This window comes from Litorimonas haliclonae, from assembly GCF_965138505.1.
Taxonomy (GTDB): domain Bacteria; phylum Pseudomonadota; class Alphaproteobacteria; order Caulobacterales; family Maricaulaceae; genus Litorimonas; species Litorimonas haliclonae.
The window spans coordinates 101,627-121,757 of the sequence record NZ_CBCSCO010000003.1; the positions used below are offsets into that span (position 1 = coordinate 101,627).

The window sequence follows — 20,131 nt, forward strand, 5'->3', positions numbered from 1 at the left end:
AGGTGAAACGATCCGCAAGGCTATCTGCGAAAGAACGGCGTTCGCGCCTGAATATACCCGGGGCGTCAATAGAATTGATACGTCATTTTCCAGTAGGTTTGTTTCGAGGAAGTGTTGTTGGAGGCTATTGTCCCATGGGTCAGGAAATAGATCCACTACCATTGATGGAGGCTATAGAAGAAACGGGTTGTGAGCTTGCCTTACCCGTCACGCCACCTATGGGACAGGCGTTGAGCTTCCGCAAATATAAGAAAAATGATATTTTGATAAAAGGTTTGTTTGGTACGACTGAGCCTGAGGGGCATCAGGAAATCATCGTCCCGAACCTACTTCTCGTTCCGCTCCTTGCGTTTACGCCTGAGGGGGAACGGCTGGGGTATGGCGGCGGATATTATGACCGAACTCTCGCCAAACTTCGCGCAGAAGGTGACGTTTTTGCTTGCGGCGTGGCTTATGCTGGGCAAGAGGTGCCGGACCTGCCGACAGATGAACATGATCAGCCCTTGGACGGTATATTGACGGAACAGTTTTTTAGGATCTTTGCATGAAATTTGCCTTTTTCGGAGATGTCGTCGGACGCGCCGGGCGCAACGCCGTCACGCGCCACCTTCCGCATGTGCGCTCTAAACTCGGCCTCGATGCCGTGGTTATTAACGCGGAAAATGCGGCGGGCGGTTTCGGAATAACGCGGGCGACGGCGGATGAGTTGTTCGAGGCAGGCGCGGACGTGCTCACTCTGGGCAATCACAGTTTTGACCAAGCGCAGGGGATTAGCGTCATTGAAAATGAAGAGCGGCTTCTGCGTCCTTGTAACTATCCCGTGGGTCAGGTGCCGGGACGCGGCGCCGGACTGTTCAATGTGAAGGGCTATAACTTCCTCGTTATAAATGTGCATGGCCGGGTGTTTATGGATGCGCTGGATGACCCTTTTATTGGGGTTGAGCGAGAGCTATCCGCCGCGCCGCTCGGCGATGTCGCGGATGCCGTCTTGGTGGATATTCACGCTGAAGCCACCTCAGAAAAGGCGGCGATGGGGTATTTTTGTGACGGTCGGGCCTCGCTTGTGGTGGGAACGCATCAGCATGTCCCGACGGCCGATGCGCGAATTCTGCCGGAGGGGACGGCTTTTCAGACAGATGCCGGCATGTGCGGAGATTATAATTCCATAATAGGGATGGAAGTCGAAGAACCGCTGCGGCGATTTACGACTCGTATTAAAGGGGGCCGCTTTACGCCGGCTTCGGGAGACGGAACCCTGTGCGGCGTCTATGTGGAGACAGACGGGAAAGGCCTGGCAAAAACGGTCAGCCCAATACGTATTGGCGGGCAACTCTCCGAAATTATACCTTCCTAAACTATTTGTTTAAAAGCTCACTTGCTTTGTTATAACGCTTTCATGACACATAACGCCAAACACCGAACTGCCCTGTATCCCGGAACATTTGATCCGATGACCCTGGGGCATTTGGATATTCTGAAACGGGCGAGTCGCTTGTGTGACCGCCTGGTTGTCGGCGTGGCCATAAACCGATCAAAAAACCCGCTTTTTCCGCTTAGTGAACGGGTGGAGATGGTCGAGAATGTTGTGGAGCCGTTTCGGGATCGCATTGAGGTAGAGGTCCTGCCGTTCGAAGGCCTACTGATACATTTCGTTGAAAATGTCGGCGCCAATATGATAGTGCGCGGCCTACGCGCCGTTTCGGATTTCGAATATGAATTCCAGATGGCGGGAATGAATGATCGTTTAAACCCGGATATTGAAACTGTATTTCTCATGGCTGACCCGCAGTTCCAAACTATTGCGTCCCGCCTTGTGAAAGAAATCGCCCGCCTTGGCGGTGATGTTTCGCAGTTTGTTACCCCCGAAGTTGAGCTTCGCTTGAAGGATAAATTTACATGATGAAACATGTTACAACAGCTTTGGCTTTTTCACTCGCTATGCCACTGGCAATGTTGGGGACGGCTTGTTCTGCGCAGGAAACCCCATCTGAAGCAACAAATTCGGCGGCCGAGGGCAGCAATGTTCCCTCTGATGCCTGGCGGAAAGTTGACCCTGAAAACCTTCTATTAATTGATACAGCTTACGGCCTTATAGGCGTTGAGCTATATCCCGAGATTGCGCCCGCTCACGTGGAGCGGGTCAAAGCGCTCGCTCGCGCAGGTTTTTATGACAATGTCCCATTCCACCGGGTGATTGAAGGTTTTATGAACCAGACCGGTGATGGATCGAATGGTGACGGAAGTGGGGATTCCGAGCTTCCAGATCTAAAGGGTAACTTTACGTTCCGGCGCGATGCCTCCATGCCCGTTACCTTGATTAGCGCGCGTCAGGACGGAGGGAAGTCCATAGATGTTGGATTTTATAAATCCTTACCTGTCGCGTCCCAGCCTATGGCTCAGTCGATGTTGACAGCAGATGGGAAAGTGACAGCTTATGGGCTACACTGCAGAGGCGTGACGTCTATGGCTCGAACAAGCGATCCGGATACTGCAAACAGCCAATTTTTTCTGATGCGCGATCGCGCCTCTCATCTCGATCAAGAATACACGATCTGGGGGAATACTGTCCTCGGACATAAACACTTGCGTCGTTTCAAAGTTGGAACGGCTGGAGAAGCAGGTTTTGTTCCGGATCAAATGAATACCGTTCGTGTTGCCGCAGATTTGGCAGATGAAGTTCGCCCTGAGGCTTATGTCATGAAAACGAACCACCCAGCATTTCAAGCCTTTCTCAAAACCGAGGCAAAGTCCGACGGCACCTATCCGGATATCTGTGATATCTCTGTGCCGACAAAAACTGAATAAATTCAAACTCTAAAGCTTATATTATCATAAGAAGAAAGTTCTCCTATGTCCGATAAACTTATCATGACCGTCGATGCCAATGACGGAAAACCTGGTGATGTGACTATTTTGCTCCGTCCTGATCTTGCGCCGAAACATGTAGAGCAAATCACAACACTCGCCAAAGAAGGCTTTTATGACGGGCTGACCTTCCACCGGGTGATTGATGGCTTTATGGCTCAGGGTGGTTGCCCAGACGGCACTGGTATGGGCGGTGCAAAAAAGAATATTCCGGCAGAATTTAACCGCCATCCTCATGTCGAAGGCGTTTGTTCCATGGCGCGGGCGCAAAACCCGAATTCCGCTTCTAGTCAGTTTTTCATCTGTTTGGACGAGGCCGGGTTCCTGGATGGCCAATACACAGTCTGGGGTGAAGTCGAAAGCGGGATGGATTTGATTCACGCCCTGCCCAAAGGCGAGCCGCCCCGTATGCCAGGTAAAATCGTCAAAATGACGGTCGTTGAAGGCTAATATTTATAAGGCGATCCAATATGGACGTCTCTCTTTTTGATTTTACTCTGCCTGAGGCCGCAATTGCGTTGCGGCCAGCGGTTCCGCGCGACTCAGCCAAACTGCTCCAAGTCGGCGCAGGGGGAGAGTTTTCGGATCGTCACGTCTCTGACTTGCCGTCTCTTTTGCGCGCTGGAGATGTGCTGGTTCTGAATGAGACGAAAGTTTTCGCCGCTGCTTTAAAGGGCAAGCGCGCCGCGCGTGAGCATGGCGGCGGCGGCGCCGTAACGGTGGATGTGAATCTCCATACGCCCGTGGCAGATAATATCTGGCGGGCGTTTATTCGTCCGGCGAAACGGGTGCGGCCCGGTGATGTCCTTACGTTCTCGAAAACTCTGACGGGGACTGTGACAGATAAGCAGGACGGAGGAGATGTTGGCCTTGTTTTAAAGGCTCAAGGCGATCTCATTGCGGAAATAAACGCCGCCGGGGAGCCGCCTCTGCCGCCCTATATTGCGCGGAAACGTAAGCCGGACGAGCAGGACGTTAAAGACTATCAAACTGTTTACGCGAATGAGACGGGATCTGTTGCCGCGCCGACGGCAGGACTTCATTTTACCGATACTGTTTTTGCAGCTTTGGCGGATAAGGGCGTGCAGATTGAACGCCTAACTTTACATGTAGGCGCCGGGACGTTTCTGCCCGTCAAATCCGACGATACCTCCACCCATAAAATGCATTCTGAACGCTATTCGATTTCCCGTGAGACGGCGAAGAATTTGAATGACGCGAAATCAGAGCGAAGGCGGGTCATTGCTGTGGGGACGACTTCTTTGAGGGCATTGGAAAGTGCCTGCGATGAAAACGGTTTGATAGCAGACGGGGCAACCGAAACGGATATATTTCTCACGCCCGGGTCAAAATTTAAGGTGGTTGACGGGCTAATGACGAATTTTCATTTGCCGAAATCTACTTTATTTATGCTGGTAAGTGCTCTGGCCGGTCTCGACAGGATGCAAAAGGCTTATGCCCATGCGATAAAACACGATTACCGTTTTTATTCTTATGGCGATAGTAGCTTAATCTGGAAGGCGCAATAGTGGCAATTTTCCCTTTTGATATTCACGCCTCCGAAGGCAAGGCTCGAACGGGTGTTTTGAAAACGCCGCGCGGAGACATTCGAACACCTGCCTTTATGCCTGTTGGGACGGCCGGAACGGTCAAAGGTGTTTATATGGACCAAGTGAAGGAGACCGGGGCCGATATTATATTGGGAAATACCTATCATCTTATGCTTCGACCCGGTGCGGAACGGGTTAAAAAACTTGGTGGCCTTCATAAATTTGGAGGGTGGAGCGGCCCAATCCTGACCGATTCGGGTGGATTTCAGGTCTGGTCTCTCTCAAAACTCCGTAAGATGAGTGAAGAGGGCGTCGAGTTTCAGAGCCATTTGGACGGAAGTCGTCATATGCTTTCTCCGGAAAGATCGATAGAAATTCAGGCCGATCTGCTCGGTGCTGATATTTCGATGCAGCTGGACGAATGCACTGATTTTCCGTCGACACATGAGCAAGCTAAAAAATCCATGGAACTTTCTTTGCGGTGGGGAAAGCGTTCTTTGGCGGCGTTTGGAGACAGAAAAGACCAAACCCTCTTTGCCATTATCCAGGGGTCGATCTATGAGGATTTACGGCAACGCTCTGCCGAGGCAAGTTTGAGTGAAACCACATCTGGCGGGTATGGCGGGTTTGCGATTGGCGGTTTGGCCGTCGGGGAGGGGCATGAGGCCATGTGTAATGTCCTAGAGTTCACCGTGCCGCATTTACCCGAGAGTCGCCCCCGCTATCTGATGGGAGTGGGCAAGCCTATTGATCTGGTCGAATCGGTGGCCCGGGGCGTCGATATGTTTGATTGTGTGATTCCTACACGGTCTGGAAGACATGGGCAGGTTTGGACGGATGAGGGCCCGTATAATATCAAAAGAGCAGAGTTTGCCGAGGATCAGGCGCCGCTCGATGGCTCAATAAAGTGTGAGGCGTCTCAAAGTTATTCTAAAGCCTACATCCATCATCTCATCCGCTCAAAAGAAATGTTGGGGGCTATGATTCTGAGTTGGCATAATATAGCTTATTTTGAGGACCTGATGGCTAGAATAAGGACTGCTATAGCAGAACAAAGGTTCAAAGACTTCGCAGATTCTTTCCGGAGTAATTGGAAAGGCTGATTTTGACTGAATTTGACGGGAAGAACCCACAGTTTGGGGCTTGACTGTCAAAACTGCCCCGCATAGGTAACGCCACGCTTTGGAAAGCGCCCATAGCTCAGTTGGTAGAGCGCCTCACTTTTAATGAGGATGTCCACGGTTCGAGTCCGTGTGGGCGTACCATTCCCCCTTAGATTCGTTTTTTAGATTGAAAACATTTGATTTTTTAAGTCAAACCGTGCCGAATAGACGGAATTTCGTGAAAAGTGGTGCATTTTCGCAACTTTCTAAAAAAATTCTTTTAAATTAATTGAAATATTTTTATTCCATTATGGCCACGCGGAACCATTTCGTGTTAGGGCGGTAATAGATTTGTTATCGCGTTAGGCGGGACAATCAGATTGTTAACAGAAATGGCTCTGACCATTGACGGAGGAATTTACTATGAAGCAGAAGCTTCTTTTTGCCGCGGCAGCCGCCGCATTGATGGCAGCCCCATCGCTTGCGACTGCTCAGGATAGCGGTTGGTACTTACGCGGAAACGCAGGTTACGGCGTCCACACAGATACAGAATTCACTGATGGCCTGATCGGCGAGAATGAAAGCGAAGGCAATGTCGCTTACTCTCTTGGCTTGGGATACGAGTTTGGAAGCGGCTGGCGCATGGAACTCGATGGTTCCTCTCTTTGGACTGACATGGGCAAGATTGATTCCCTGCCGCAGTCATATTCAAAGCTTCGTACAAATTCTTTGATGCTTAACGCAATCTATGACTTTGATGATTTTGGTCGCTGGGAACCATATGTTGGTGCTGGTATCGGTATTGTTGAATCAAACCTTTCTGCCGTTGCGAGTGATTTCCCATCAGGCGCAGTCGGCACTCCGGGAACTGTTCTGGTCCCTTCACCTGCTTGCCCTGGCTTGCGCAATGGATCAGATTCCTTCGTTTGCTCTGCAAAAGGTGATGAGTCTAATCTTGGCTGGCAAATCCTTGCGGGTCTTGGGTATGCAATCACAGACAACCTATCCTGGGATACAAACTACAAGTACCTCGATTCTGGTACAGCAAACATTGCTGGTACCCGCACAAACAACAGATCCGGACTGTCAACACAGTTCACAGCTGATTTGGAAGATGTCGGGTCTCACACAGTGATGACAGGCTTCCGTTACCGCTTTGGTGCGTCTACACCGCCGCCTGCGCCGACACCTGACGTGTCTTGCTGGGATGGTTCTATGGTGTTCAACGCCAATCAGTGTCCGCCAGAGCCACAGCCTGAGCCAGACGTTGAGTGTTGGGATGGTTCTATGGTCTTCAGTGCTGCTGAATGTCCTGCACAGCCAGTTGTATGTTCCGATGGATCAACAGCGCCAACGATTGAACAGTGCCCAGTTGTTAACGTTTGTGAAGAAGAATATCGTCAAGAGATCATCTATTACGAATTCGACAAAGGCCAATCTGCTGAAACACGCAACACAATTAACCGCATCCTAGATGTAGGTCAGTATTGTGCAGTTCAGAACATCCGCGTTGTCGGTCATACTGATACATCCGGTTCACAGGCCTATAACCTCGGCCTTTCACAGCGCCGTGCTGCGGATGCTCGTGAAGAACTTGGCCGCCAAGGCGTAGATGCCAATATGATCACATCTGAAGGCAAAGGTGAAACTGAGCCGTTCGTTGAAACAGGTGACGGCGTCAGAGAGCAACTAAACCGCCGGACTGAAGTCCTGGTAACACTCGGCACCATCGCTGGTGTGAACTAGGGTCTTAGACCACATATCTTTTCGAAAGCCCGGCTTCGCGCCGGGCTTTTTTTATGGAAAAACTAATTTTCCTAATGTCTCGGCATTCCATAAAGTCGTAAAAATAAGAATCCGTTTTAATGCCTTATTAAAGACTTGTTTGGTTTTTAATTTTATAGGGTCTGTCGGTTTGATAATTCGGCTCCGCCGCCTTGAATAGAAGGGCGGGAGACTTATTCGGATCGGACGTCAAATAATATGGAACAATTTCATATTACAGAAGTATTAGATTTGTCAGCATGATAGGTGCGACATTTAATTATTAATAAAAATGGTCTGACCATTTACGGAGGAATTTATCATGAAGCAGCAGCTTCTCTTTGCCGCGGCAGCCGCCGCATTAATGGCGGTCCCAACACTTGCCACCGCCCAAGATAGCGATAGCGGTTGGTACTTGCGCGGAAACGCAGGTTACGGCGCACATACAGATACAGAATTTTCCGGCGGCCTCGTGGGTGAGAATGAAAGCGTCGGTGACGTCGCATACTCACTCGGACTAGGTTATGAAGTAGGTAACGGGTTCCGTGTTGAATTAGATGGTTCTTCTCTTTGGACGGACCTTGGACGAATCGATTCGTTGCCACAATCTTACGCCAAGCTCCGGACGAATTCATTGATGGTTAACGCTCTATATGACTTCAACAGCACTGGCACCTTACAGCCTTATGTTGGTGCAGGTCTGGGCATTGTACAAGGTGACCTCTCTGCAGTAGCAAGTGATTTCCCATCCGGCGCTGTCGGCTCCCCCGGAACTGTTTTAGTTCCGTCAACAGCTTGCCCAGGTGCCCGTAACGGTGGTGATTCCTTTAATTGTGCCTTTGATGACAAAGACAACAATTTTGGTTGGCAAGCTATTGCTGGCCTTGGGGTTGCTATCACAGATAACCTAACGTGGGATACAAACTATAAATATCAAGACGGTGGTGACCTGACTGTTCAAGGTGTCCGTACAAATAACGTTACAGGCGCTACAACAGATATCACAACCGAGTTGGATAATGTTAATTCTCACACAGTGATGACAGGTATTCGTTATCGCTTTGGTGCGTCTACGCCGCCGCCTGCGCCAACACCTGATGTGTCATGCTGGGACGGTTCTATGGTGTTTAACGCCAATCAGTGTCCGCCAGAGCCACAGCCTGAGCCAGACGTTGAGTGTTGGGATGGTTCTATGGTCTTCAGTGCTGCTGAATGTCCTGCACAGCCAGTTGTATGTTCCGATGGATCAACAGCGCCAACGATTGAACAGTGCCCAGTTGTTAACGTTTGTGAAGAAGAATATCGTCAAGAGATCATCTATTACGAATTCGACAAAGGCCAATCTGCTGAAACACGCAACACAATTAACCGCATCCTAGATGTAGGTCAGTATTGTGCAGTTCAGAACATCCGCGTTGTCGGTCATACTGATACATCCGGTTCACAGGCCTATAACCTCGGCCTTTCACAGCGCCGTGCTGCGGATGCTCGTGAAGAACTTGGCCGCCAAGGCGTAGATGCCAATATGATAACATCTGAAGGCAAAGGTGAAACTGAGCCGTTCGTTGAAACAGGTGACGGCGTCAGAGAGCAACTAAACCGCCGGACTGAAGTCCTGGTAACACTCGGCACAATCGCTGGTGTAAACTAGGGTCTTAGACCACGTAGCTTTTCGAAAGCCCGGCTTCGCGCTGGGCTTTTTTTATGGAAAATTAGACGTGGGACTTAGGGACGTGAGCAGGCCAGACTCGCAGGAACTATTTGTTCCATCAAGGACGTTAGGTGTGGCTATTTCGGATATGACGTCTTTTAAATTTTAGGACGTGAAAGAGGGGGCAGGTTCACTCTTTAGAAGCAGATTTACTCTGACTATATTCCAATGTTCCTTTTTGGAGAACACTATCTGTCTTCAATATCGTTTGCGGTGTATAGGCCTCGGAAACTTTGGATAGTTGGTCATAAAGCGGCGCGAAATCTTGCTGTGTTGCTTCAAACAATTGCTCAAACGAGTCGATAACAAAATAGACATCCTGATAGTCATCAATTTTGTAATCCGTTTGCATGACGCGCATTAAATCGAAATCGATGCGATGAGGGGACGGACTTTCCAGGCTGTATTGCGCTTCACCAAAAGAGGAGACAATGCCGGCGCCGTAATGGCGTAAGCCTTCCGGCGTTTTGATCAGGCCAAATTCCACGGTGTACCAGTAAAGACGAGCCAGGTTTTTCAAACCGTTATACTCTAATGCCCGCAATCCGCCTTTCCCATAAGCTTCCATATAATCTGCAAAAATTGGCTGGGTTAGCAGTGGCACATGTCCGAAAATATCATGAAAAATATCTGGTTCCTGCAAGTAATCCAACTGATCAGCCTTGCGTATAAATCGCCCGGCAGGGAATCGTCGATTGGCAAGATGGTCAAAGAACACGTCGTCCGGCACAAGGTGGGGAACCATAACAACTTTCCAACCTGTCAAAGCCTCTAACTTTGGATTGAGGTCGTCAAGGTTAGGAATGCCGCCTTCACTCAGAGAGAGTTTTTTTAACCCATCAAGAAATTCGTGCGTCGTGCGGCCCTTCAAAAGCTCGCTTTGACGCTCGTAAAGTGTATCCCAGACGCCATGTTCTTCTTCCGTATAGGCATCCCAAACCTGCCGGATAGTAAAGTCCTCGGCAGGAGTTTGAGAAGCAATAATTGGATCGTCTATCATAAAGGCTCACTTATTGAGTTTCTCCAAAGACATAGGAAGGAAGTCACGATAAATCATCCTGCAATTCAGTCCGAAGACGGGGCAAAGTTGCGCCTCTTCGAGGCAAAGTTTTGCTAATGAGGCAAAATTACCTGTCCCCGAAAATTGACCCCAGGGCTTTTTCCAACTCGTTCTTTGTATCTTCCTCTTCTACTTTTTCGGCGGGCTGTTCTGCAGGCGCGTCCAGAGACTGGGGCGGCTCCTCTTGTGTTGCTGTCTCGGGCGAGGAATCTGGCGGTGTGTTCTGGCCTCCTAGAACGCCGCCAAGAATGCCGCCTAAGGGGCCTTTAACTTGGTCTTGTAGCCTAGAGGTCACTTCGCCTTTGGCTCGATCGGCTACGATTTTGCCGAGAAACTCCGTGTCCAAACTTGGGGACGCTTGTCCGAAATCTCCGGCAAAACGAATTGGGATGCCGAAGCTTCCAAGTTTATTTGCATTATCTCCTGTGAGCTTTGGCCTGAACCGGAAATCCATTTTTTGATTCCCCATATCAATTGTGCCGACACCATTCGCGCTTACGCCCAGCGCCGCCAGATTAAACTCATTGATGCTCACTACGCCGTCTTCAATTTTGAAAAGGCCAACTAGATCTTTAAATTTGGTGATTTGAGAACTCCCAATTCCGGACGGGAGGCTTCGTGACTTCAAGGCATCATCGAGACCCGTCAAGAACTTGCTGGCATCAATGCCCTGAATTTGCCCGTCCAGCAGCCCAAACCCGCCTTGGCCGTTTAGTCCACGCATAATTTCCGCTTGGGAACGTCCGGAGGAGGTGATGGAAAGGTCAGTTTTAGCTTCGCCGGATGCTTTGGTGAAACCGGCGATCGCACTGAGAAAATTATTTCCGTTAAGCTCATTTAACCCCGCCGTTAGGGTCAAAGACGGGACAGGCTTGGAAGCGTCAAATGTTAAATCCATTTTTCCATTTCCGCCGTAAAGCGCCACCGTAGGAAGTTTTGCGTTTAAAACGCCATCTTGCAGTGTCACGTCCATCTGGGTTTGGCCTAATTTCAACCTGTCTGTAATAACATTGGGGGTTGATACATCGAGTTCTGCATCGAGGGATTTGAGGGGGGCGAGATTGAGGGGAGCCTCACTCCAAGGCTGAATTTCGCCTGTCGGGTTTTGCGTGCTGTAGCTGGCCATATAGGGTCGTAGATCAAGTCCTTGAAGTGCCAAATTTCCTTCTATTAGAGGGCGCGGCTCGCGGAGTGTAGCCGATAAGGCGCCGCTCCCTCGAATGTCGTCAAACGCGATCTCTGCCTTGGACAGAGTGAGTTTGTTAGCTGTTCCGGCGATGTCACCTGTGATAGAAAAAGTCTCGAATATTGCTCCAGTGTCCGTGTTAGGAGAAAGATCGGTGCCGTTTAATGCGGCTAGAGCTCTGACATCGGTGATTTCCCCCGTTATAGCGCCGTCCAAAGATAAGGCGTTTGCATCGTTAAGCGCATATTGTCCGTTTCCGGCAAAAGTCGCATTCAGAAGTCCTTCACTCAAGCCTGCCTGAAGGTCGGTTAAAATAAATGTTTCGCCCTGTGTACTGATTTGTCCAGAAGCGCTTATAGTCTTAATTGACTGCGAATAGGGCACTTTACTCGGAAGGGTCTGGGCCACCTCAGCAAAATTCGGAATGTCGAGGCTAAACTGACCTTCGGCTTTGGGAATGTCTGCCAAGGCGAGGCCTCCCTTATAACTGCCGTTTACAGCACCGCTTGAGGCCGTGGCCTCTAAATCTGAAATCACAATTTTACTAGAGTTGTAATTTAAGCGCCCGGTCGCATTTAAAGCGGAAATGAGCCTTGCATAAGGCGTTTCAATTTGGGCTGTTTGAACTAAATTTTCTGCGTTTGTAACTTCGGTGTCGAAGGTTCCATTGGCAGTTATGCCAGCGTCTGAATACTCCGCGGCTCCGTTGAATTGGGCTGAAAAGTCTTCGCCTCTAGCACTTGCCTGAAGAGTCTTTGCGGCAAACCCATTTGGCGTGCCATTTAAGCTGGCTTTGCCTTCTAAGGACTGAAAGAAATCAAGAGGCGGAGTATCGTCAGGCAAATAAGGTTTTAAGGCCACAAAATTCGTAATCTCAAACTCTGTTTCCCCATTCAGAATAGGTGTTTCGCCGAGCGTTGCAGACCCATTGAAGCGTCCATTTAAGGCTTCGCCGGTCGCCTCAATGTCAGTGTTGCTCGCCGTGATGAGGCCACTGACCTGACTGAAATTCCCTTTGGCTTTAAGGGAAGTCAAAAGGCCAAGATAAGGTATCTCTTGCGGACTAAGGCTCTGAATCGCTCGAGGATTATTTATCTCTGAGTCTAGAGTTACATCGAAATCCATTTCGGGGGAGGCTAAAAACTTACCTTTTGCGGAAATATTAGCGAATGCTGTATTGATATCGGCATCGAAAGGCGCTTCATTTCCGTCGAGGAACGCGCGGATACTATTCAGTGTCATGTCGATTTCTGCGCGCTCTCCCTGATACGTCAGGCTTAAATCCATTTTTAGAGGCTCAGATAAGCCTGGCACTGATAGAAACCCGTCAATATCGGCGGCCTCATATCGTTCTCCGCCAAAGCTATCTTGATATATGACTTGTCCGTCTACGAGATTAAAAGCCTCAATCTGTGGGTCAAGATTGGCAAAACGACCGTCCCTTGCAAAAGGTTCATCCGTTTCAGGCGCCGAAGGCGTCTCTTCATTTTCGGTTATTCTTTCCCAGTTCGCGCGCCCATCCGTCAGCCGCTCAAGATAAACTTGAGGCTTTATCAAATTAAACCCTGCAATTTCGACCCGCTTGGCCAAAAGAGGGAAGAGACGGATGCGGGCCTCTAGCTCTTCCACGGTAAGGAAAGGGGTGTCGGAAAAACCTTCGTAATTTTCAATGCGCACGCCATTGGTTTTCGCTTTGATCAAAGGAAATGATTGCACGCGCACGTCACCTGAGATGGTTACGTCTCGCCCTAGTTCTTTGGAGAGTTGGGTCTCGATTTTCTGTTTGTAAACGTCTGAGGGAATAAGGCCTGGGACGATAATAAACGCCCCGACGAGTAACACGAATAAAACTGCAATCCCGATTAAGATCTTGCGCATGTAATCTCCTGTGCAGCAAGGTTTTAAAGGCTGTTCCGTACACCCCCTTTATCAAGGAACTGATAGCAAAGACAATGCGTTCCTATTTTAACCGCCGATGCTATACTGGTCCTTATCTGTATATTTTGGCAGCATTATGAAAGAGTATGACATCTCGTTATATTCACAGGAGGATAAATTAATGTGTTTCAACCATTCCCAGACCCACAGCCCAAATTCACTGGTGTCAAAGGCAAGTTCAAAAGGCTCAATACAAGAAACCAACGTTCAGAATAGACGCGGTTTTGTGAAAGCTCTTGCGGGCGGCGGGGCTGCAGCAGCACTTGCGAGTTGTACAACTAATCCGGTAACGGGACGCTCTCAATTTGTAGGGCTGGCGCCAAGCGGGGCAGAACTGGACAATATGGCAGCGGCATCATGGGCAGATTTAAAGCAAGAGACACCCACAACAAATGATCCACGATATACTCGGCGCCTCCGCAACATTGGGAGCCGCATTTCAAGAGGGGCGGGCCGAGCGGATCAAACTTGGGACTATGCCGTTTTTGATGAAGATACAAAAAACGCGTTTGTACTGCCGGGAAACCGGGTAGGATTCTATACAGGTATGATGGACTTTGCTGATAATGATGATCAGATCGCTGGAATTATGGGACACGAAGTCGGTCATGTTGCCGCCTCCCACGCCCGCGAAAGGATGTCTATGCAAATCGCGTCGCAAGGCGCTGTACTTGGGGGGACTTTGATAGGGAGTTCGGTTTTCTCGGGAAAGTGTAAAAATATGGCTGCGGCGCAAAGGAGGTCCTGTTTACAAGGCGCTAATCGAAATACGCAGATGTTGGTGACCGCTCTGGGGTTAGGCTCGCAAATCGGGATTGTCTTACCATATTCTCGCAAACACGAAACTGAATCAGACCTTTTGGGCGTCAATTACATGCACAAATCCGGGTATGACCCTAATCAGGCCGTTCGTCTGTGGGAAAAAATGGCCGCAGACACACCATCTCGTCAGCCTGCATTTTTGTCCACCCATCCGGACCCAGCTGATCGGGCGCGGGTCTTGAGTGAATATATTCAAAGACAGGAAAGAATGGGGTCGCAAGGGTTTCGTAATATCAACACATAATTTATCTGCTTTTCCTTCTAAAGCATGATAAAAACGACTTGAATGGCGGGGGTCCATAAGCTAGGTGTCCCGCCACACTGTTTAGCCGCCTTAGCTCAGTTGGTTAGAGCGCCGGTTTGTGGAACCGGAGGTCCTTGGTTCGAGACCAAGAGGCGGTACCATTTTTCCCTTAAATTACAGATAGTTGCGTGAGTCATTCGCCTAGCCTGTAATCCGTTCCAACATTCCAGACCGTTTCTGTTCCAACAAAATGGAGCGACCTTCGTTTCTTTTGGCATACATTTTGTCCGAATCTATCCGGTTGATAGGGGTGTAAGTGGCGTCAAGAAACGCGTCTTTATCGAGGGTGTTTGCAAGCATTGCTGCTCGGTCTGCTTTGGATGCGCCGCCGAGCGCTGCTTCCCAATTTCCTGAACGGCGATAGTCTGCCATGCGGCGCGTATCGCCTTTGAATGATATCTCCCGCACAGCCCTAAAGTCTTTCGCAAAGCTGTCCTTTGATTTGTAAATTCGGCCGGACCGCATTCGTATGAGCTGTGCATCAGGCATGAGCTGGAAGTCGAGTGATCGCTTGTAGTCGTCAATGGCGCCTATCGTTTCAGGGGACAGGGTAAAAATGGCCGTTGCTCTGGTTTTCTCCCGGGCGTTAAACATCAAGTCACCGTCTATCTGGCCGACTCTGAGAGCGCGCACATCGACAGGAGAGACCAGAGTGTCCCACATGATACGCAATCCGACTGACAAGCCCGTATAGCCTGCCTCATGCGCGTCCAAGATATGCGTCGCGATCTCCTCAGCTAGCCAAAACGCGGATCGGCCGCGCGGCATGGGGTTTGGAAGAGAGGTCGCGGGGTTGTACTTGACCCATTGGCGTTTGACGCATTCCTTCATCAACTTCCGAAAGACCTGCATGGTTCGGTACCGCTCATAGCCGGAATGGTTTTGCTCCATGCGGATCTGAAAACGTTCGCAATCGCCTTCCGATATTTGGGTGATGAATGTATCAGCAAAAGCGGGCTTCAAATACCGCCACGCACGGCGATAATCATCTTTCCCCGCTCTGGACTTGCGCGAGAAGGCTTCCGACCGCGTAAAGTGCCAGTAGAGAGCGCCGAGCGTTCCGTTGCCATAAGGGCAGGCGGTTTTAACTACGGCTTCTATACCTTGAGCCTTGGCCAGCTTTCGCGCCTTCTGATACTCGGCGTTCCAGTAATGGGCTTTAGACCACGCCTCCGGCCCGTCTTTGCCGAGCGGCACATTGGAAAACCCCAAGGCCTTCATGCGCGGCGTTGGCTCCCAATAGGCCATTTCGTTACGCCGGATTCTGTAATATGGTATCTTTACCATTCCCATCATCCCTTTGAGAACGCCTTGCGCATCTCCAAGTCAATAATATTGGCAGACTGTTCCTGTGCGTGGTTCTGGGGAGAAGTTGTGATTAAGTCATATTGACCATAGCCTTTGTCCACGACCCGCGTCACGACCAAGCCAGCCGATTGCGCGTCGTCGATCATGCGCTGGAGCTTGCTTCTTCGCTTTGGGTTTTGGGAAGGGGAGGTCATTACCACACCCCAATAATCACCAAAGAGAACACAGAGATCAATAAAGGTGAAATCTTTCCAGTGTCCTCAAATGCCATAAAACCCCCTGCACAGAGCACTCCCAACATAATTTTGGCTGCAATCTCAATTATTATATCGGTCAACTTCTTCTCCATCAGTCATTTGATTGAAACCTTGCCAGATTGCGGGAAGCCCTACGGCGATGAGGTGGCGATTTATGTTTTTTACGGCGGGCGGGCAGGGGCTGGGTTGCGCGTCTTTTTGCGGTTGTTCAGTTGATTTTCCCATCATGCCACACTCCCCAAAGCCGCATCGCGCGCCTGAATTAGCGCAGCCATGTCCACATCATTTCCGCCTTTGTCGGAATGGTGTTGCTTGGCCATACTCTTGAACCGCGTCCGAATTTCTTCGCCTGATGGATATTCGTCGAAACGGAAGTTTAAGACAGCGCGCCAATCACCGCCGCCGCTCATAGGGGCGGGAAGGGCGGCAAAGCCAGTAAAGGCTTTCTCCATCATTGTGCCGCCGCCATTACGCTCAAGGTCTCGCATGGCTTTTATGGCAAGCGTCAAGCGGCGAACATTGCACTCCGGCTCGATAAAGTCGTCCATGGCCATAACCATGTCTTTACCGTTCCATTTGAAGTAAATCGCTATGCCCGGGTCTTCCGGTCTGCGCTGTCCGCTGCGAATAGAGCCGTCGAGGTTTCGTACGAGGTTGGACGACACAATCACGCTTTCGACGCCGAGGCGTTCCAGCTCTGAGTATAACCCCGATTGGGCCTTATACATGCTGAGGAAACCGCTATTCGTGCGGTATTTGTAACGACCCTCCTCACGTTCGTGTTCTGACGTGCGAGGCCATGCGGTGGGCCATGAGAGGGGATAAGCATCTACTGACATTGGAGTCCGCCTTTCGTCAAAATGTTAGGGACGACCACGTCTGGCGACTGGTTTTTCTGCTTTGGTCGGTCATCGATGAACGAGCCGTTCAAAACGGCATCTCTTACGACGACCAAGCCTGTAATTGCTTTTGATAGGTGGTGGACGCCGCTATCTGGATCAACATCCTCTCCGCTCATCCAAGCCGTTAGATGGCGCATCGTGCTGTCATAATAATCCGATGCTTCAATTGGCTTTTCGCGCCAGTTATATGCTCCGTATTTTCGTGCGCCTTCGGCCATGCCTTCTGCGATTTCATTCAAAACCGGAATTGGCAGAAACTGGAATTGCCTTTTCTGGCGGCCTGCTAAAGCTTTTGGGTTTGTTTTCGCCATCAGTTCGTCTCCCGTTTCAGCTCATCAAGTTTCTGATATATCGCTCTGACAGTCTTCGCCTGGGCCAGAGCGTCGTTCAGCGCGTCATGCGCTTCCGAAGCACGAAAGCCCGCTACAAAAGGACTGGTGGCTTTTAGCGTTCGCAGACACCGGCTATTCCAAAACTTCCACGGCGTTTGCTGTTCAATAGAATTATACAGACTGACCAGAATCGGTTCATCAAAAGCCGGGCCGTTACTCCAGAGCCAAGTGCTCTCGATCGCATGTTTCTGCCATGAGGCTGTAAAATCTGATAGAACGTCCTCAATCTCATCTTTCCCGGAAGAAACTCTCTGGAAAAGGTCTTGGTCTTGGGTTTCCCACCAGTCGGCTGTCGAAGGCGTGACAGTTCTGCCGAGCATCTTCTGTTCGAGTTGGCAAAACATACGGCGGAACCCAACCGGCTTTTCGTTGTCTTTACGATTGAAAAAACACCAACCCATTTGCAACACAACACTGTCTGGTGTGGGCCCCATCGTCTCGAAATCGATCATGCAATCCGTGAAATTCTGGGGCATTACTTTCTCTCCTTTATTAATTCGTAAAGACGTTGCTCGACTTTCGCCGTCGCCAAGATTGTTGGCTTCAGTTCCACGGGCGCGTTGTCATACTCGCGTCCTGCATTTCCTGCGACGAGGCGCGTTTTCATGCCGTTGGGCATGCACTCCCAGTTCGTAGGGCAGGTGTTGAGTTTGTTCCCGTCCAGGCATTTCAGAAAGTATCCTTCAGGAACTGGGCCGTTCTGCTGCTCCCATAGGTGCCGATGTTTCAGCACGAAATGGCCACGGTGCCCGGTATGGGGGTTTGTCTCGTCTATTTTGATGAGAATATAACCATCTTTAGGGCAGACGCGTTCTGAACCTATAGGGCGTTGATTTGGCGGCTGGGTGCCCTTTTTGAACCAGCCCTTTTCACTACCGGGAGCGCACCACCCTTTTCGTCCTTTGTTATGAGAGACATGGCCTTTGGAATAACAACCTGTTCGACCCGTTTTCAGGCCCATCCGCGTACATTTGGCCTTGATGTTCTCCAGAGAGACATTGCGACCAAAGGCATCGTTAAACAGCTCAGCAAGCCTGCGACGGGGCGTTTTGGCGTGGCTACGTAGAAACGCGAGCTCTTCTTCACTATAGTTTATTTGCCGTCCCTTCATGGTTTTGGCTTCTGCTCAATCATGGGAAGGTTCGCGGATACTCCGGCGCCGTGCGTCGCCATGAGTTTTGCCGCATTCAGTTGTAGATTGGCATTTTGGATAATCTTGTCGGATACGTCCGTAATGGCCTTCGCCCGCTTGATCTCAGTTTCAAGCTTCTCTCCGTCAATATCTCTATCATTCAGGAAGTCGAGAGTTTCGAATAGGTGATTGTTAAGGTCTGATAGCTTGTTCTTCATGGGGTTGTTCTCCGTTTCACGTCTTTCTTGAGGGCGTCCAAAAGCGCTTTTTGCGTCGTGTTCTTCGCTTCTAAGGCCGCCATGACTGTTTCATCGACGCTGTCCTTGATGATGATGTGGTGTGCTATGACGGGTTTGGTCTGGCCCTGTCGGTGCAGGCGCTTATTGAACTGCTGATAGAGTTCCAGTGACCAATTCAACCCATACCAAACGAGAGTATTGCCTCCGTCCTGGAGGTTCAAACCGTGGCCGGCGCTTGCGGGGTGAGCGAGTAAGAGAGGTATTTTACCCGCGTTCCATTTCTCGATTGTGGCGTTGTCAGCGTCCAATAGAACAGCTTGCTTAAACCGATTTTGGATCCGTTCGGCGTCACTCTTGTAGTTGTACGCAACTAAGACGGGCGACCCTGCGGCTTCATCAATAATATCGCTCAGCGCGTCCAGTTTTAAGGAATGAACATTGACCGTGATGCGCTCGTCTGCGTCGCCCGAATAGATCGCCCCATTGGCAAACTGTAAGAGTTTATTCGTCAAAGAGGCCGCATGAAGGGCGGTGACATCTGCATCTTCAAGTTCTAGGATGAAATCCTTTTCCAAGGTTTTGTACTGTTTGGCGGTGTCGGCCGGCATATCGAGTTCTACTCGATTGAGAATATAAGGCGGTAAAGAAAGATAATCCTCGCTCGACAATGTCAGAACGATATCGTCCAACTTCTGGTAAATCTTATCTTTTACGCCGTCTTTCGGAGTCCATGTGAAGCCGTGGTAATCCTGATCGAAGTAAGCTCTACGGTAGGCTGTGATGGTCTTTCCGAGGCGTTCGCCGCCATCGAGTAAAAAGATTTGAGACCAAAGGTCGTGCAGTCCGTTGCTTGCGGGCGTCCCGGTCAGCTGTATCATTCTCTCTATTTTATTTCGCACCTTTTTAAGCGATTTGAACCGCTTGGACTGGTGGGACTTGAAGCTTGAAGACTCGTCTATAATAACGAAGTCATAGGGCCAGTTTTGCCCCCAATATTCGACGAGTTTCGTGACTAACTCGCGATTGATGACGTGAATGTCCGCGGGTTTCTCATAGGCCTTTTTACGCTTGGAAGCGGGGACGCATAGATTATTGACGACCAGTTTTCTCGTGTGCGCCCATTTGGTCACCTCGGACGGCCAGACAGATTTGGCTACACGTAAGGGGGCAATAACAAGGGCGTTCTCAAACTCAAACTCTTCCAAAAGGTCGACAGCTACTGTCAGCGTGGTCGCCGTCTTACCCAGCCCCATATCCATCCATAATGCGCACTTTGGGTGGTCTTTGGCGAACTGCACGGCGCGCCGCTGGTAATCATGCAACATATCTCTTTGGAGACGGAAGACATCTTTGCCGTCCTCGACATTGTCAATAACATGGACGTCCATGCCTTCCGCCCGAAGCTCTCTTATTTCATAGGCTTGTAAAGGTGTCGGTTCTTCCCCGGCATCTTTAAATTCGATCATTTTGGTTTGGGATTTACGAAAATATATGCGGTCAGGAATGGCGTTGTGATTGACCGACCTGAACGGATAGGCACGCCATCCTTGCGCCTTCGCAAACTCGCCAACCTTTTTCTGAATGTGGGACTCAGACAC

The 20,131-nt window shown here is 50.0% G+C and carries 21 protein-coding genes and 2 tRNA genes; 12 read left to right on the top strand and 11 right to left on the bottom strand.

Annotated features, from left to right (window positions below):
- Positions 1-2: 2 nt before the first annotated feature.
- The 10 genes from ACNA05_RS07745 (at position 3) to ACNA05_RS07790 (ending at position 8,933) form a co-directional block, all read left to right on the top strand.
- Entirely contained in the window at positions 3-548 is a 546-nt protein-coding gene (locus ACNA05_RS07745) for a 5-formyltetrahydrofolate cyclo-ligase (RefSeq protein WP_415811266.1), read from the top strand.
- Positions 545-1,354: a TIGR00282 family metallophosphoesterase gene (locus ACNA05_RS07750; RefSeq protein WP_415810873.1), complete on the top strand. Its 810-nt coding sequence runs from the start codon at positions 545-547 to the stop codon at positions 1,352-1,354. The genes ACNA05_RS07745 and ACNA05_RS07750 overlap by 4 nt, the downstream gene beginning before the upstream one ends.
- Before the next feature lie 42 nt (positions 1,355-1,396).
- Positions 1,397-1,900, top strand: a complete 504-nt coding sequence (coaD, locus tag ACNA05_RS07755; protein WP_415810874.1) for a pantetheine-phosphate adenylyltransferase — start codon at positions 1,397-1,399, stop codon at positions 1,898-1,900.
- Complete coding sequence (locus ACNA05_RS07760; protein ID WP_415810875.1) at positions 1,897-2,805, top strand: peptidylprolyl isomerase; 909 nt, start codon at positions 1,897-1,899, stop codon at positions 2,803-2,805. The genes coaD and ACNA05_RS07760 overlap by 4 nt, the downstream gene beginning before the upstream one ends.
- 45 nt (positions 2,806-2,850) lie before the next feature.
- Positions 2,851-3,315 carry a peptidylprolyl isomerase gene (locus ACNA05_RS07765; RefSeq protein WP_415810876.1) on the top strand — a complete coding sequence of 155 codons (465 nt, stop codon included), beginning with the start codon at positions 2,851-2,853 and terminating at the stop codon, positions 3,313-3,315.
- 20 nt (positions 3,316-3,335) lie between these two features.
- Complete coding sequence (gene queA, locus ACNA05_RS07770) at positions 3,336-4,394, top strand: tRNA preQ1(34) S-adenosylmethionine ribosyltransferase-isomerase QueA (protein ID WP_415810877.1); 1,059 nt, start codon at positions 3,336-3,338, stop codon at positions 4,392-4,394.
- On the top strand, positions 4,394-5,518 hold the full coding sequence (gene tgt / locus ACNA05_RS07775) for a tRNA guanosine(34) transglycosylase Tgt (protein ID WP_415810878.1): 1,125 nt from the start codon (positions 4,394-4,396) through the stop codon (positions 5,516-5,518). The genes queA and tgt overlap by 1 nt, the downstream gene beginning before the upstream one ends.
- Positions 5,519-5,604: 86 nt before the next feature.
- A tRNA-Lys gene (locus ACNA05_RS07780) sits at positions 5,605-5,680 on the top strand.
- 261 nt (positions 5,681-5,941) lie between these two features.
- Positions 5,942-7,264: an outer membrane beta-barrel protein gene (locus ACNA05_RS07785; protein WP_415810880.1), complete on the top strand. Its 1,323-nt coding sequence runs from the start codon at positions 5,942-5,944 to the stop codon at positions 7,262-7,264.
- 340 nt (positions 7,265-7,604) lie between these two features.
- Positions 7,605-8,933: an outer membrane beta-barrel protein gene (locus tag ACNA05_RS07790; protein ID WP_415810881.1), complete on the top strand. Its 1,329-nt coding sequence runs from the start codon at positions 7,605-7,607 to the stop codon at positions 8,931-8,933.
- Positions 8,934-9,123: 190 nt separating this feature from the next.
- On the opposite strand, the gene phhA is transcribed toward ACNA05_RS07790, so the two are convergent.
- Together phhA and ACNA05_RS07800 are read right to left on the bottom strand one after the other, a co-directional pair.
- Entirely contained in the window at positions 9,124-9,993 is an 870-nt protein-coding gene (phhA, locus tag ACNA05_RS07795; RefSeq protein WP_415810882.1) for a phenylalanine 4-monooxygenase, read from the bottom strand.
- A 127-nt stretch (positions 9,994-10,120) separates the two neighbouring features.
- Positions 10,121-13,117: an AsmA family protein gene (locus ACNA05_RS07800; protein ID WP_415810883.1), complete on the bottom strand. Its 2,997-nt coding sequence runs from the start codon at positions 13,115-13,117 to the stop codon at positions 10,121-10,123.
- Between the two features lie 181 nt (positions 13,118-13,298).
- On the opposite strand from ACNA05_RS07800, the gene ACNA05_RS07805 reads away from it, so the two are divergent.
- Positions 13,299-14,243: a M48 family metallopeptidase gene (locus ACNA05_RS07805; RefSeq protein ID WP_415810884.1), complete on the top strand. Its 945-nt coding sequence runs from the start codon at positions 13,299-13,301 to the stop codon at positions 14,241-14,243.
- An 84-nt stretch (positions 14,244-14,327) separates the two neighbouring features.
- Positions 14,328-14,404: transfer RNA gene (locus tag ACNA05_RS07810), tRNA-His, on the top strand.
- A 40-nt stretch (positions 14,405-14,444) separates the two neighbouring features.
- On the opposite strand, the gene ACNA05_RS07815 is transcribed toward ACNA05_RS07810, so the two are convergent.
- From ACNA05_RS07815 to ACNA05_RS07855, 9 genes are all read right to left on the bottom strand, one after another.
- Positions 14,445-15,590, bottom strand: a complete 1,146-nt coding sequence (locus ACNA05_RS07815) for a hypothetical protein (RefSeq protein ID WP_415810885.1) — start codon at positions 15,588-15,590, stop codon at positions 14,445-14,447.
- A 5-nt stretch (positions 15,591-15,595) separates the two neighbouring features.
- Positions 15,596-15,805, bottom strand: a complete 210-nt coding sequence (locus ACNA05_RS07820) for a hypothetical protein (RefSeq protein ID WP_415810886.1) — start codon at positions 15,803-15,805, stop codon at positions 15,596-15,598.
- 123 nt (positions 15,806-15,928) lie between these two features.
- Positions 15,929-16,096, bottom strand: a complete 168-nt coding sequence (locus ACNA05_RS07825) for a hypothetical protein (protein ID WP_415810887.1) — start codon at positions 16,094-16,096, stop codon at positions 15,929-15,931.
- On the bottom strand, positions 16,093-16,707 hold the full coding sequence (locus ACNA05_RS07830; protein ID WP_415810888.1) for a J domain-containing protein: 615 nt from the start codon (positions 16,705-16,707) through the stop codon (positions 16,093-16,095). Before ACNA05_RS07830 ends, ACNA05_RS07825 begins: the two co-directional genes overlap by 4 nt.
- On the bottom strand, positions 16,698-17,081 hold the full coding sequence (locus ACNA05_RS07835; RefSeq protein WP_415810890.1) for a dATP/dGTP diphosphohydrolase domain-containing protein: 384 nt from the start codon (positions 17,079-17,081) through the stop codon (positions 16,698-16,700). Before ACNA05_RS07835 ends, ACNA05_RS07830 begins: the two co-directional genes overlap by 10 nt.
- Positions 17,081-17,638, bottom strand: coding sequence for a 3'-5' exonuclease (locus tag ACNA05_RS07840; RefSeq protein WP_415810891.1), 558 nt, complete (start codon positions 17,636-17,638; stop codon positions 17,081-17,083). The genes ACNA05_RS07835 and ACNA05_RS07840 overlap by 1 nt, the downstream gene beginning before the upstream one ends.
- Positions 17,638-18,273, bottom strand: a complete 636-nt coding sequence (locus ACNA05_RS07845) for an HNH endonuclease (protein WP_415810892.1) — start codon at positions 18,271-18,273, stop codon at positions 17,638-17,640. The genes ACNA05_RS07840 and ACNA05_RS07845 overlap by 1 nt, the downstream gene beginning before the upstream one ends.
- Entirely contained in the window at positions 18,270-18,512 is a 243-nt protein-coding gene (locus ACNA05_RS07850; RefSeq protein WP_415810893.1) for a hypothetical protein, read from the bottom strand. The genes ACNA05_RS07845 and ACNA05_RS07850 overlap by 4 nt, the downstream gene beginning before the upstream one ends.
- Positions 18,509-20,131 (bottom strand): SNF2-related protein, encoded by a 1,623-nt coding sequence (locus ACNA05_RS07855; protein ID WP_415810894.1) that lies wholly within the window; start codon positions 20,129-20,131, stop codon positions 18,509-18,511. The genes ACNA05_RS07850 and ACNA05_RS07855 overlap by 4 nt, the downstream gene beginning before the upstream one ends.

Excerpts from the sequence above, each read along its gene's own strand:
- ACNA05_RS07750 (WP_415810873.1), top strand. The coding sequence starts at position 545 with ATGAAATTTGCCTTTTTCGGAGATGTCGTCGGACGCGCCGGGCGCAAC.
- coaD (WP_415810874.1), top strand. The coding sequence starts at position 1,397 with ATGACACATAACGCCAAACACCGAACTGCCCTGTATCCCGGAACATTT.
- ACNA05_RS07760 (WP_415810875.1), top strand. The coding sequence starts at position 1,897 with ATGATGAAACATGTTACAACAGCTTTGGCTTTTTCACTCGCTATGCCA.
- ACNA05_RS07765 (WP_415810876.1), top strand. The coding sequence starts at position 2,851 with ATGTCCGATAAACTTATCATGACCGTCGATGCCAATGACGGAAAACCT.
- queA (WP_415810877.1), top strand. The coding sequence starts at position 3,336 with ATGGACGTCTCTCTTTTTGATTTTACTCTGCCTGAGGCCGCAATTGCG.
- ACNA05_RS07785 (WP_415810880.1), top strand. The coding sequence starts at position 5,942 with ATGAAGCAGAAGCTTCTTTTTGCCGCGGCAGCCGCCGCATTGATGGCA.
- ACNA05_RS07790 (WP_415810881.1), top strand. The coding sequence starts at position 7,605 with ATGAAGCAGCAGCTTCTCTTTGCCGCGGCAGCCGCCGCATTAATGGCG.
- phhA (WP_415810882.1), bottom strand. The coding sequence starts at position 9,993 with ATGATAGACGATCCAATTATTGCTTCTCAAACTCCTGCCGAGGACTTT.
- ACNA05_RS07800 (WP_415810883.1), bottom strand. The coding sequence starts at position 13,117 with ATGCGCAAGATCTTAATCGGGATTGCAGTTTTATTCGTGTTACTCGTC.
- ACNA05_RS07805 (WP_415810884.1), top strand. The coding sequence starts at position 13,299 with ATGTGTTTCAACCATTCCCAGACCCACAGCCCAAATTCACTGGTGTCA.
- ACNA05_RS07815 (WP_415810885.1), bottom strand. The coding sequence starts at position 15,590 with ATGGTAAAGATACCATATTACAGAATCCGGCGTAACGAAATGGCCTAT.
- ACNA05_RS07820 (WP_415810886.1), bottom strand. The coding sequence starts at position 15,805 with ATGACCTCCCCTTCCCAAAACCCAAAGCGAAGAAGCAAGCTCCAGCGC.
- ACNA05_RS07825 (WP_415810887.1), bottom strand. The coding sequence starts at position 16,096 with ATGATGGGAAAATCAACTGAACAACCGCAAAAAGACGCGCAACCCAGC.
- ACNA05_RS07830 (WP_415810888.1), bottom strand. The coding sequence starts at position 16,707 with ATGTCAGTAGATGCTTATCCCCTCTCATGGCCCACCGCATGGCCTCGC.
- ACNA05_RS07835 (WP_415810890.1), bottom strand. The coding sequence starts at position 17,081 with ATGGCGAAAACAAACCCAAAAGCTTTAGCAGGCCGCCAGAAAAGGCAA.
- ACNA05_RS07840 (WP_415810891.1), bottom strand. The coding sequence starts at position 17,638 with ATGCCCCAGAATTTCACGGATTGCATGATCGATTTCGAGACGATGGGG.
- ACNA05_RS07845 (WP_415810892.1), bottom strand. The coding sequence starts at position 18,273 with ATGAAGGGACGGCAAATAAACTATAGTGAAGAAGAGCTCGCGTTTCTA.
- ACNA05_RS07850 (WP_415810893.1), bottom strand. The coding sequence starts at position 18,512 with ATGAAGAACAAGCTATCAGACCTTAACAATCACCTATTCGAAACTCTC.